The sequence below is a fragment of the Rathayibacter sp. AY1C7 genome, from assembly GCF_002931865.1.
Taxonomy (GTDB): Bacteria; Actinomycetota; Actinomycetes; order Actinomycetales; family Microbacteriaceae; genus Rathayibacter.
In genome coordinates this window covers 15246-27811 of the sequence record NZ_PSWB01000009.1, presented here as the reverse complement: position 1 = coordinate 27811, position 12566 = coordinate 15246, and the positions used below count along the sequence as shown (strand labels likewise).

Below are 12566 nucleotides of genomic sequence, written 5' to 3'. Positions count from 1 at the left end.
GTTGAGCGTTTACTTGCCCTCCGCATGAAGCTCTCTAGTAAGCCTTTCTAGCTTTAAGGTAGCATGTCGAATAATTGCCTCTATTCCTCCCCGGCGCGATAGACCCCTTATTTGAACCACCACGCCTCGGATGCGCTTATCGCCCCGAAGTCGAATGTCGTCAAAATAACGCCACTCACCTACTGCAAGAGTGTCTAAAGATTCAGTGGCCGGGTAGAGAAGTTCCAAGCGATTCACCTCGGCAGCATGCAGAAACGCGAATGACTCGTACAGGTCATCCTGGCCAATCGATGGAGACCGGCTCAAGCGCGTGCGATATTTTGCATCGAGAAGGAACTGGACAACATCCTCTCTGAGTACGCTAATGTCCGGTTTGGTCGGAACCGACTTCGCGTCTTGGGCGCCGAGCTCCCACGCTCTTTGGCCGATTACGCGGTAATCTCGCAACGAGCGCCTGACAATCTCCTCACAGAAAATCTGCCAAGCTTCCCAGGTCTGGATGATGAAGCCGGGGCCAGTGAACATACCGCTCTGATAGTCCAGCCCAAGGCCCTCAAGGATCAACAGCGAGAGACTATGGGCTTCAGCCCAGTGCTGATGCCGTTGCGGTACCGATCGTTGCTCTCGTGGCGCCGCGTCTTGAGGGCCCAACGTCCTGATGAGCTGGCGCAGACGATCTTGGGTATCAACGTCTCCTACCTCTCGTAGCAGAACTCGAGCGGCCGCAGATATTGTCGCGTTGTACCGGTTTCGACCTGATAGCTCCAGCCGGGAGATGCGGTACCCGTCCGAGTCGGGCAAGACAATACTCTCCGCATCAACGTCGCCTTCCACGGCAAAATCCTGACTCGCGGTCCGGAGATAGTTCCGCAGAGGCCGTCGACGCCCGTCTTCGCAGAGAGCTACCAATGACAATGCCACTAGAGTAGCCAAGTCGTCACGCGTCGCAGAGGCAACCGATATTTCGTCGTACTGAAGTAGGTGACCGGTTTTTACGAGCACGGCCAGAACGAAAAAGTCCTGTCTCCAGGTTGGGTCTGCCTTGTCTAAGAACTTCGGCACAATCTCCAACTCGACCCGCGAGTTTAAGCGGATAATGCCTGCAATACCATCAGCCTTCCAGCTACCCAGCTTGTCAGAAGTAACAGCATCGTTTCTCTTCTTGTCTTTACTATGCGGAAACATCTGACGGATGCGTTCGTTTAGATCATCGAGCTGAACAAGCACTTCGGCCTCGGAGCACTCTGAAGCGGCCGCCATTTTGCTAGTGAAACCTGGTGAGGATTCTAGTTCCGTGAGAACGTGTCTTGTCGAGTTCACGAGCCAGCGATGAGCCGAAGCAATTTATAGAGCTGTTGATTGGTCGGGCGAATTGGCCCAACGAGACGGCGAACAGTTTGTCCGCCGAAAATGGCCTCCGTGAGTTGGTAGGGGCTACCTGAGCGCTCACCTCCAAGTATGTCTGACATTGCGCGAGAGTTGCCGAAGAATACCTCTTCGAGATGGCCGTGCAGCGTTCCCCAAGCCATTGAGACGTACTCGGCTGCAGAGGACGTCTCAATCTGGGGAGCTGCTGTATGCATGAGGGCGCCGTGACCGAGTTGGTAAGCCTGCCCTCTACCGAGCACGACTTGCTCGCTCACTCGATCGAAAGCGCGCACCAGTACTTCGTACCAATCTCTGGTGCTTTGCGGGCTTTCGGGTAGCGGCGCGCCTTTACTGTCCGCCGGTAAACGAAAGTGTTGACGGAGAATCGCCGAATCCGGCTCAAGGCGAACTAGCTGAAAGCGCCGGAGGAAGGCAACATCGAGAGGCTCGACGCTTGTGTCGGCTTCGTTCATTGAAGCTAGTATGTAGAGATCTGACGGCAGGCTGAACAGCTCGCTGGCCCCAGTATCGCCCAGAATTTCGAACTCCTGAGTTGAGGGCAACATTTCTCCTGTGGACCCCGAGCGCTTATCTGCTTCGAGTCCGACGAGTGCACTTCCGAACGCCGCAACGGCAGGACCGCGGTTTATCTCGTCAATAATAACGAGGGCGGCGTGACCAGGAAGCTTCGCGTCTTTTGCGGCCCGGAAAAGAGTTCCAGATGTTACGGTGAATACCCCAGCGTTCCCGACCGAGGGTACAAGGCCGCGCATGACGTCGCGGTATTTTGTGTTTTGATCGAAGACCGTCGGGTAGACGCGCCGGGATAGAGTTTCTGACGGGCTTGGAAACCAATCTGGTAGCGCACTCGGTGCTGGAGGAATTGGTATGTGGCCGGTCAGAGAGGCACCTACTTTTTCCTGCTGCCATTGGAAAAGATCGCGAACTTGTCCGAGCAGACGAGATTTTCCAGTTCCGGGCGCTCCCGAAAGGATGACGTTCTTGCGAAAGGCTAGAGCCCGTAGGACGTCTCGAGCATCAGGCTCGATGTCGGATTCATTCGGCATGGCAATACCTAATTCCTGTTTGAAAGTCGTAGAATCCCATTGCAGGGACGCGATTGGTGGTGCGGGCGCCGTTCTTCACGTCGGTTGTCCGCGCGCATCCGAGCATTGTGTCGCGTACTGGGTCTGCCCACCCGCCCTCGAGAAGGTCCTTCTCATAGGCAAAAACGCAACGCACGGTTCCGTCGGAAAACAGGATGAATGTGAAGAATACGCGCCCAAAATCATCTCTGAGCAGATCCGGTCGAAGAGCGGGACTTGCGTGTATACGTGAGACTCGGTCCTCGGTCGGCCGTGAGTCGTTCGCCGGCCAGTACGTCATCGTCGTAGTGCGCGGCTGCCCGTTAGCGTCGACGTAGGAGACGGTCGCGGTGCGCACAAGCGTTCCACCCCTACCAACGGCCTCCTGTGAGAAAATTCGGTGCATCACTGACCGAAACGCTTCCCAGGGAAAGCGGAGGTCGCGAGCGCCGCCGCCCGCAGATGGGTCATCGTTGGATGCGGCCTGCAACTTTCGGCGATCGCCCTCGAGAAGCTCGCGGTATACAAGTAAGACAGGCTGAAGCGGTGGCGGCATTCTTACTCCTAAACGTATTCAGCGCCGATGTACGGCGTTGCACCGAGCTCAATTGCCAGGTCGAACCGGCGCTGGCTCGGGTGATTGGATTTGGACAGCGTGGCGGCGTGCGATAGAACACAGTCACGTGTCACGGTAGGGATTGCTTCGCCCCGTAGAACAGCCTGTCCACGGTCTAGGAGCGGGAAATCACGCATGACGAGTTCGAGTTCGTCAATGGTCAGGCCCCATGCAAGTGCGACAAGGGCATCGAGGCGACCTCGCCAGAGTCCAACTGTGGATAGGCGCGTGTGCCTGTCTCCCTCGGCAAGTGCGACTTGGCGAACCAAAGCGATAATCTCTTGACCAATAGTGGACGACTCGTCTATGCGGGGTAGTGGCAACGAGTCAAGAAGGAAGTAGTTAACGCTCGTCGTAACTACGCGTCGCAGCATCCAGTCCACAACGAAGGAGTTCGCAAGCCCGATGAAAAGATCCTCTCGATCTTGTTCACCGGCTTCGAAGGTGAGAGTGGGGACCTTATTTCCACAAACGAAGTTCTCCGGGACTCGGGCGACGAGCAGCGAACGCTCGTTTGTCTGCCCGGTTATGTCACAGAAGCCAACACGTGACCGCGCGATTCGCTCCTGCGTGGAGGATCGGAGAGCGGCGCGAGGAATGTGCCACTGCGTGCGAACGCGGGCCGAGTTGAGAGGTTCAGCATTCCATAGAGCGGCTCGGCCCTGGCCACTGACGTAGGTCTTGGCACGCCATCTAAATTGACTTACGTGACGACCTTCTAGGATAGGGACTGTGTCCTTGTCAGCGCGGGTTTTGAATCTGCTGTTGTCGGACGTCATGTCGACTTCGCGTCGATAGACGGGGTGCCACGGTCCCGTCGGGTCTCCAACTGTCTTAGAGTCGCGAGTCAACCGAGCGAACAAGTTCCACTCGTCCAAAGAGCGCACTTCGGGAATAGACCGGTCGGGGCGCAGACTAGCTAGTTCATCCCGAAGAATAGGGACGGCGTCTGCTGGCAGAGTTCCAGTGCGGTCAGCTACCCTAAGCGCGATCGGTGCTCTACCCGTGTTTCCAACCCGGGCGACGACTGCGAGAAATTTAAAGCGAGTGTCAATCGCGAAATTTCGAGCGCGGTTTTCAATGACGCTGATCTGCAACTCGGAAGCTACCGTGTCTAGTTCCTCGCGGAGGGCAGCGGTACCTTGTGCGCGGATGAGGCCCGCAGGTACGAGCATCGCCACTACGCCGTTCTCACAAGCAAGCCCAATGCTAAGTTCCATGAATAGCTTATAGAGATCGTGGTCACCTGATCCCTGAAGACGCGTGCCGGCTGCGACCGCTTCGACGTAGTCGAGCATCCGACGGCGCGCCACGCTGAGGTCTAGGGCTGGGTCGATTGCCTGCCCGTAGTGACGGTCCACCCCGTCTCGTTGCAACGTTTCATGACGCGAGACTCGTAGTCGCTCCCACGGGGGGTTCGCGATAGTTAACGCCACGCCGCTCGGTGCGAGGCGGGTCCAAGTCGTTCGACTACGCAGACTATCTCGTTGTAGTAAGCGCTGCGAAAAACTGCTGATCGCCCCGAGATTCTTGGTGAGCGCGGCGACGCTAAGGAGGGTGCCCTGAAGAGCCCGACGTGAGAGATCGGCTCCTGTTAATTGATGTTCGATGAGGTTGTCACGGTTGGCCCCGGGTTGAACCTCCAGAGCGGCGGCGACTAGGAGAATTCCTGTGCCGCATGCTGGGTCTACCCAAAGGCCTGGCGCCGTGACCGCTTCGACCGCTTGTTTCGCAAGCATGCGTGCTAAGCGCCAGTCGGTGTAATACGCGCCAGTTGTCCGTTGCTGGCTGGGCGGAAGCACCTCCCTGCTTAGCGCGGACAGTGCGAGTGGAACCGGAATCGGAGTGCTTGCGATTTCGTTTAGTAGTCCGTCCAGAAGCGCGCTGTCGACGTGCTTAGGACTGGGGCTTACGTGGAGAGCTGAGTGCTGGACATAGTCGTCCATCGACCAGCCAGCGTATCGACTTGCTATCCTCTCGAGGATGGTGAGCCGCGAGTTTGTTACGTCTTCGTCAGGAAAATGTGAAGCTACTATTTCATCGAGAGCCTTATTGGCCTTGTGCAGAACTGCACTTTCAACACTTCTCAATTTGTTACCATCATCGGAAGTTGCGCGTTAATACTGGCTCGCTCTCTGGTCGGTTCGATCTCGATCACGAATTCTTGGACGAGTTTTCCAGCGGCTGAGGCGCGGGCATTTGGCCGGTAACGGCCAATACTCTCAATTTCGTGTACGCGGACTTTACCGATCATGCCGAGTGCTTCAACAAGCTGGCTTCGTGGGACGTGCCCTTCATCGCTGTAAGAAAGCAAAATCTGACGAGCATTCAAGCCGGAAATGAGTTGAGTTAGGGCGCTGAGAGCCTTTTGCTTGTAGCAAAAGATTGATGCTTTGTCTTGCCAGGGGCGTAGGCCAGTAACTCCGCCAACCTCGGGGGCGTCGCCGGCGTGTAAAGTCTCGAGAATATGATAGTAGGCGCTATATTGCCTTTTGGTATATGGCGGGTCTAAGTAGACGGTATCTGTCGAGTTGGACACTAGGTCGAACACGTCTTTTGTCGTAGCGGTGACGTCTGCAAAGCCGGTTTGGAGGCTTCGTGCGGTGACGAGTACTGGCTTGAGTGCGGACGGCGACCAAAATTTGAGAAAGCTGCCGTAAGTTCCACTGATGTTGGCAACGCTATTCGCCGATTGCAGAAGGTCTGATAATAGAAGTTGCTCCTCGAGCCAGCTAAGTGACCCAGAGGCCACCCAAGTGGCAATCAAACTGCGCATTGAATCGAGTCGGCCAGCATTGGTTTGAGTGAAGTATCTCCGCTCTACGACTCCGTGCTCCAAGGAGGCGGGGCTGTACTCGCGGTAGATAAAGCCGGGCGCCTCGCGTTGTTCATTAAGCGCTTGAATAGCGCGGTTGTACCCGCCGAGTCTCTCAAAGGGTACGTTGTCTTTGCGGACGACATTACTTACACTCATGGCGACGGCCGACGGCAGTGAATCATTCACGGACACAGCCCATCCGCGCTTGGCGGCTGCACCTGCTACCGCTCCTGAGCCGCTGAAGGCATCGACGAATCGGCCAGCGGTAGATGCGGTCCCTGCCAACTCGACAATTTGCTCAGCGACTCTGGCCTTGCTGCCGATGTACCTAACCCCCACGCGGGATCCTCTCCAGTTGCAGCTCCTCGACGGAGTTCTCGTTGAGCGTAGTCGGAGACGATCCCGATCGCCTCGAGCTGAAGGCGAGGTGGGCGCCAGGGTGGATCGCGTACTAGGAGTCGGTTGGGCGGGGGACGCCAAGGTGCGTGCTGGGGGAGCGGTGGGTGCAACGGGGCGACAGATCGAACCGATGGCGTCGATCAAGCACTTCGGATTGGCTTCAGTCTCGTATCGCTAGCGATACGAGACGTCTCGCGCGCGGCAGTCGTCCGTCCGCAGCGCGAGCGGGTTCTCGCGGAGCGCTGATTCTTGTAACTACGTCGCGTAACCTCGCGGGTCAGTGGGTGTGCTAAGCGTTGGTTTCGAGACATTGAGGGAGGTCCTGTGGCGAGGTTGATCGGGTATGCGCGGGTGTCGACGCGTCAGCAGTCCACGGATAGGCAAGAGGCCGACCTGCTTGCGGCTGGGATCCGGCGTGATGACCTCTACGTCGATCATGGGGTTTCAGGGGCTCGAGCGTCGCGGCCGCAGTTTGATCGCGCGCTCGACGCACTGCACGAGGGAGACACGCTGGTCATCACCACGTTGGATCGTCTGGGGCGGTCGACTCAGAACATGCTGGCGTTCGCGGACGAGCTACGCGGTCGTGGTGCAGGCCTTCGCGTGCTCAATCTCGGGGGAGGGGACGTGGACACGTCAACTCCGATGGGGTCGATGCTGTTCACAATCATGGCGGCGCTGGCGCAGATGGAGCACGAGATTAAGCGTGAGCGGGTGGTCGACTCCATCAGCAAGCGTCGAGCTGCCGGCAAGAACCTCGGCGGCCGTCCGCAGAAGATCACTGACAGCCAGATCCAGTCCGCGTTGCGCCTGGTCGAGGCGGGGGAGCCGGCCGCTCAGGTCGCCCGGGATCTGGGCATGTCCCGAGCGACGTTCTACCGCCGTTCGCGCACCTCGGACCCGAGCCGTGGTTAGGGCAGACCGCATCGACGTGCGGACCCTCGACATCATGGCGTCCGAGGACGGGACCGCAGTCGTAGTGGTGGACTCCTTCGCGAGAGCGAGCGCGGCGCCGCGGATCAACGCGGGGATCAGAGTGCTGGCCGCGCTCGCCTAACCTGCAAGCTGGACCGCGCGTTCGAGGGAGCGCACGAAGCGCTCCCGGTTCCCTGTTTGAGCGAAGGACTGCCCGGCGGGGTGCGGCGCATGGATTGATACGTACTTCTCGCCGACAAATGGCGCGACGTGCCGGTCCCAGCCGGCCTGCGCCTTCTTTCCGCTAGCGATGACTACGCGCAGGTCCGGGAGGATGGCTAGCAGCCGGCGTAGTTCGGACGCACCTTGCCCGAGTTCGTCGGCGGTCGGTTTCACATCTGCTCGGCCGAGAACCCACGGGTTGATGTTCCAGGCCAGCACGTGTTCGTGGAGCCCGACGTCGTTGCGGGCCGTCCAAACATTCTGCGCTGTCAGGTCGTTGTTGTCGACGGAGATGAAGCCGGAGCCACCCCACTCGGGAACCGTTTTGGGGCCAGGTGCTTCGAAGAGCAGGAGCACTCGGGCCTCTACCCCCGCCTCGGCGGGGTCGAAGTGTGGGATGACGATGTCGGGCTGTCTCGGGCGGCGGCGTTCGACAACCTCTGCTGCCCAAGCGCGGAGTGGCTGGACGCGTGGCTCCGTCTCGAGGAGGTCTAGCCGTTCGCGGACTGCTTCAGGGTTTTTCAGGCCACGGGGAGCGGGAAGGTACATCGGTTGCTGCCGTTCAGTCTCTAGTGGGAGGGGGTGCGTACGTGACTTCGGTCGAGCGGCTCCGCATGGACGCTCTCGAAGCGGGCGAGGTCGGTGTGGATCTCCGACGTCGCCTGGAGTAGGGCATCGAGTCTCAGCGAGGGAACCTTGCCGTACTGGTAGACGAAGTTCGGTGCGTAGTGGTTGAACTCGTTCCGCCCCGCGGGAGTTGCAGAGAGGACTGTCGGAAGTGTGAAAAGTTCCGGGAGCGATCGGGCGAGCGAGGCTCGCTGCTCCCGTGCAGCAGGACTACCGCCTTGAAGTGCAGGGTCGGTGAAGATGACCACTCGGCGGAACTGTGGACCTTGAAGCTGCCACCCAGCCCAAAGGTCGATTCCCTGAACCAGCACGTGCTCAAAGGACTCGACGAGCGCGACCGAACGGGTCATCCCGTGACCGACGGACCGCCCTCGACCTGATGTGTCCCGGCGGAGGGCGCTAGCGATGCGCTGCGACCGGGCCTTCTGCAACGCAGCGCGGGTCTGGGAACTCCCCACCGCACCTAACATCGACTTCGGAAGCCACGCTTCCTCCTGATCGGACGTCACGTCGACGGCGGAAATCAACTGCTGAAGGTCACCGATTAGCGCTGCATATCGACGCATTGTCTCCACCTCGTAGGACTCCACAGCAGGGAGAGCTGCCTCGATTCTGCGGGCCAGTTCCGCATAGCTGATGTACTGCCAACCGTTCTGCGTCACGAGGTTTCCGCTAGCGCTGGCGTGCAGGACCGGCGCCGACATCGCGAGCAGGCAGAACGCGGGAGGCGAACCTCGCCACGCCGCCGCGAGCTGCGCGTACTCGTCCAGCTGGTCGACGTCGGGCATCGCGAACACCTTGTTCTCGATCACCAGGGGTGCGCGATCAGGCCACCGCAGCACCAGATCCATGTTCTGACGCTCTCGTTCAACGAGGCGCGCCGCGCCCGCACCGGGTGCACTGAGCGGCAGGAAAACTGCATCCGCGGCGTCAGGCAACGTCTCGAAGAACCACGCGAGCAGGTTGCTGTGGAACAACTCACGCTGCCCATGCATCAGGCGACCCAACACGTTCTTCTCCACGCGGCCAGCGAGCTCGGCGAAGTCCATCCCCCACTTATATCGGTCGGCACCGACACCCACACCACCGGGCTAGACCACGACGCGGGCTCGGTCCTCTACAGCAACGAGATGCTCAGCTTCGTGCACAGCTCACCGACGTTCGTCTCCGGCATCCCCATCACCGTCCGCACCTTCGTCGGCGTCAGACCAGCCCGACATCTGGATGAGGTCGCCGGACCGATTCAGGTCCCGCAACTAGAATCGCGCTCCGGGTCGTCGTCAAATCGATGCTCGTGGCCGTGCTCATAGCGAGGGAGAGTCGTGCGATCTCGTTCCGCGCTCTACGTTGACGCCGGCTATCTGATCGCGGCCGCCGCTACTCGTCTGACCGGCTCCTCGATCCGTCGGGGCATCACTGTCGACTACACGAGCCTCCTCGCGGACCTGATCACCATGGTCGAGCAACGAAGCGGTCTACCTCTGCTGCGCGTCTACTGGTACGACGCCGCCCGCGACGGGAAAGCGACATCCGCGCAGGAAGAGATCGCCCTCTTGCCTCGCGTGAAGGTGCGGTTGGGCAGGATCGGTGTCGACGGCGAGCAGAAGGGCGTCGATCTTCGGATCGGTCTGGACATGGTCGGCCACTCCCGCACAGGCGCTGTCGACACGATGTACCTGCTCTCCGGCGACGACGACCTCACCGAAGCCGTCGACGAAGCGCAAGCTCAGGGCGTGCAAGTCATCGTTCTCGCGGTCCCGTCCCGGACACGGCTGGGCCATGGAGTCAGCCGTCATCTCTCGTTCGCCGCAGACGGTCTCGAGATCCTCGACGCGCAGCTCCTCGATACCTCCATCCGCCCGACCGCAACCGTCGGAATCGAGCTCGACGCGCCGCCCGCGCCACCTTCAACTTCATCTCCGACTCCCGCGGACATCGCGCGCATTGCGACCGCGGTACCGACTCCGCGACCCGTCCCACGGCCGACCGCGAGCGACGCAACGCTGGTCTACTCATCGGCAGACCCTCGACCTGCGATTGAGAGTTCGGCCGCGGCCTCCGACCAGGCGATCGAAGACGTCGCGCAGAAGACCTACACGGTGTGGGCCGCAGCAGCTACTCCTCAGCAATTGGTCGAGCTTCGGGACAACCGCCCGTCCGTGCCGAGAGACCTCGACCGCGCACTCCTTCTAGATCTCTCGGCCGCCATCGGCGAGTACACGTTGAGCGACAATATCCGCTTCCGACTTCGTGCCGCTTTCTGGGACGCGGTCGACGCAACCTAACCAGTGCAGCACCGCCTCCTGTCCACGATGCGACTCCTGGCAGCGCCATGTACCCGTGGCCATGAGCAGAGCGGCCCGCCTGGTTCGACACCTCACTCCGACTCTCACTGATCTAGATGGGATCTAGACATGTGAGGGCCAATCCCAGATGTGACCGTATCCAGCTCTACCCGGACGCACTTCGGCCGGGTCGTCTGACGTCGAGTTGGGGTGTAGCCCAGCTGGGCACTCGATGCGTCGTTTCGGTGTCGTGGTCACGAGGGCACTCGTGAAGGGCGGGCTACGCTCGATGTGTGGACCCGAGTCTTGCTGCGTTGCTGGGTGCGGGCTTGGGAGCTGTTGCCACCGCGACCGTTCCGTTTCTCACCGTGCGCGCTCGTCGGCGCGACGATGCGGCGGCGCAGCGACGGGCTTCCGGGGTCGATCGCACCTGTAATCCGCTCCGACGCGGACACGACGGTCGGAGGTAGCTGGCGTCCTGCGGTCGCAACGGCGCGTCCCGGCATCAACCCCGCTGCGGAGCAAAAAAAGGAACCCCGACCGTCACACTAGGTGCGCTGCGTCGGGGACTGCCCCCTAGTCTAGGTCTCTGAACGTCCAAAAGCAACGAGGGAGCCCATGGACCGGCTGCGCGCAAATGTTCCGGAAGCCCGGATGCGACGGTACGACCATGCCTGTCGTCATGATCCGGACGTCGACGGGATCGAACTGTACAGGTGGGCTACAGCAGTCGGGCTCGCCGTCTTCGATGATCTCGGACACGTTGAAGTCGCGATGCGCTCAGCTATGGCGAAGGAGCTAGCGCATGAATACGGCCTCGCTTGGTACACGGAGGGCGACATTCTGGATCAGAGCGCAGTCGAATCGGTCATGGAAGCGACTACGAGGACACGATTGTCGAAGCTGCCAGACGACCCTCAAGTCGTTCACGGGAAGCTTGTCGCATCCATGATGTTCGGCTTCTGGGTGAATCTGCTCGGGCGCGGTCAGTACAATGAGACTAATGGTCGGCGTGAAAGGCGCATCTACGACACGATTATTTGGAAGAAAGCGGTGCGCCGCGCTTTCCCTAACGTCGGCGATCTTGACCGCCAACGTGTCGAGGGTGTCGCGAGGCGTGTCCAGGCCCTGCGCAACCGCATCGCTCACCATGAACATATCGTATGGGGTGTCCCGATTGCTGGGGTGGTTGGCGACGATAATGCTCCTCTCAGGATACCGCTCGTGGATGCTCATGCCGCGGTCATCGAACTCGCCGCATTCATCGACGAGGACTTGGCTTCATGGCTAAAGCAACACAGCGCCGTCGCTGCGGTGATAGATAAATGCCCGATATTTCCTGCGGATCTCCTCCTTACCAGCGCCATTGAGTAACTAGGAAGCGAGCCGCGCGATGCGGTCAATTTCACACAAGTCGGCTGGTTCTGGTGCCGCCCCGCTCTTAGCGGGCGCGTGATCGAACAGGCCGATCATCGTTCGTGGCGGCGAGTACGAGCGACGGCGAGGTCGTTTCTGCACTGTGGTGCGGCTGAGGGTGCGCCGTTCGGGTTGGCGCACATGCCGGTGCGCTCTCGCGTCTCAAGCCAGGGATCGGCGGTCCAGGTTCACGGTCGATCCGTGCGAAATCATACACACCGATCGCTAAGCGATTTAATGATCGACGGTCATTTAGGAGCGCGAAGGTAGCGCAAGCGGTGGCCTTTGTTCGGGTCTGGTATCTGTGGTGAGTCGGGTCGGGAGGATCTGTCGGCGGAGGGGGAGCGGTGGGGGCGTACGACGAGGCGGAGGATCTTCCTTCATCGCCGCGACACCATCGTGGCGTCACCGTGGTCCTGCTCGTTCTGCTGACGTCGGTACTGGCCGGCGTCGTCGCGGTCTTCCTATTTGCGGTCGGGTCGTTAGGTGACTCGGCTCCGGGGGCGGTGCCGCCGGCGGGGAGTGGCCAGGAGCTGGTGTACGAGCTCGTGCCGGTGTTGAACGATGATCCGGCGATCGCGAAGCTTCTTCCCGCGAACACCGAGTCGGACAGTGCTGGCTTGCGCGATGCCTGCGGGGCGCTCGCGAACCGCGATGCCGAGGTCACGATCATCGACGGCGCGACAGCCGGCACGTTCCGGGTCGCCCTGGACGCGGCCGCCGATGCGTCGGAACAGCAGACCTGCTGGATCGGGTTCCACTGGGTCAAGGACGAAGGCTGGCGCGCTTCCGCGATCCGCCACTGATCACGGCTG

The 12566-nt window shown here is 60.4% G+C and carries 11 protein-coding genes; 5 read left to right on the top strand and 6 right to left on the bottom strand.

Translation table 11 applies throughout. The features are described from left to right. Positions 1 to 9: 9 nt before the first annotated feature. The 4 genes from C5C69_RS06580 to C5C69_RS06570 form a co-directional block, all read right to left on the bottom strand. On the bottom strand, positions 10 to 1260 hold the full coding sequence (locus tag C5C69_RS06580) for a hypothetical protein (RefSeq protein WP_104257578.1): 1251 nt from the start codon (positions 1258 to 1260) through the stop codon (positions 10 to 12). 56 nt (positions 1261 to 1316) lie between these two features. Further along, positions 1317 to 2435, bottom strand: a complete 1119-nt coding sequence (locus C5C69_RS06575) for an AAA family ATPase (protein ID WP_104257577.1) — start codon at positions 2433 to 2435, stop codon at positions 1317 to 1319. Positions 2436 to 3017: 582 nt separating this feature from the next. Continuing rightward, positions 3018 to 4367: a hypothetical protein gene (locus C5C69_RS16665; protein WP_146083610.1), complete on the bottom strand. Its 1350-nt coding sequence runs from the start codon at positions 4365 to 4367 to the stop codon at positions 3018 to 3020. Positions 4368 to 5155: 788 nt separating this feature from the next. Next, complete coding sequence (locus tag C5C69_RS06570; RefSeq protein WP_181127031.1) at positions 5156 to 6226, bottom strand: DNA adenine methylase; 1071 nt, start codon at positions 6224 to 6226, stop codon at positions 5156 to 5158. 384 nt (positions 6227 to 6610) lie between these two features. Here C5C69_RS06570 and C5C69_RS06565 point away from each other — a divergent pair, with 384 nt between their 5' ends. Both C5C69_RS06565 and C5C69_RS16910 read left to right on the top strand, forming a co-directional pair. Then, complete coding sequence (locus C5C69_RS06565; RefSeq protein WP_104257575.1) at positions 6611 to 7201, top strand: recombinase family protein; 591 nt, start codon at positions 6611 to 6613, stop codon at positions 7199 to 7201. Then, entirely contained in the window at positions 7194 to 7343 is a 150-nt protein-coding gene (locus C5C69_RS16910; protein ID WP_181127030.1) for a hypothetical protein, read from the top strand. Before C5C69_RS06565 ends, C5C69_RS16910 begins: the two co-directional genes overlap by 8 nt. Here the strand turns inward: C5C69_RS16910 and C5C69_RS06560 are convergent. After that, the gene (locus tag C5C69_RS06560) at positions 7340 to 7780 is read right to left on the bottom strand and encodes a uracil-DNA glycosylase (RefSeq protein WP_181127029.1); all 441 of its coding nucleotides are present in this window, start codon (positions 7778 to 7780) and stop codon (positions 7340 to 7342) included. The genes C5C69_RS16910 and C5C69_RS06560 overlap by 4 nt on opposite strands. Positions 7781 to 7992: 212 nt before the next feature. Then, the gene (locus C5C69_RS06555) at positions 7993 to 9099 is read right to left on the bottom strand and encodes a PD-(D/E)XK nuclease family protein (RefSeq protein WP_104257573.1); all 1107 of its coding nucleotides are present in this window, start codon (positions 9097 to 9099) and stop codon (positions 7993 to 7995) included. Positions 9100 to 9372: 273 nt separating this feature from the next. On the opposite strand from C5C69_RS06555, the gene C5C69_RS06550 reads away from it, so the two are divergent. From C5C69_RS06550 to C5C69_RS06540, 3 genes are all read left to right on the top strand, one after another. Further along, a complete protein-coding gene (locus C5C69_RS06550; protein ID WP_104257572.1) occupies positions 9373 to 10335 on the top strand; it encodes an NYN domain-containing protein in 963 nt (320 codons plus the stop codon). A gap of 618 nt (positions 10336 to 10953) precedes the next feature. Further along, positions 10954 to 11709 carry a hypothetical protein gene (locus tag C5C69_RS06545; protein WP_146083609.1) on the top strand — a complete coding sequence of 252 codons (756 nt, stop codon included), beginning with the start codon at positions 10954 to 10956 and terminating at the stop codon, positions 11707 to 11709. Positions 11710 to 12098: 389 nt separating this feature from the next. After that, on the top strand, positions 12099 to 12557 hold the full coding sequence (locus tag C5C69_RS06540; protein ID WP_104257570.1) for a hypothetical protein: 459 nt from the start codon (positions 12099 to 12101) through the stop codon (positions 12555 to 12557). The last annotated feature ends 9 nt before the right edge of the window (positions 12558 to 12566 follow it).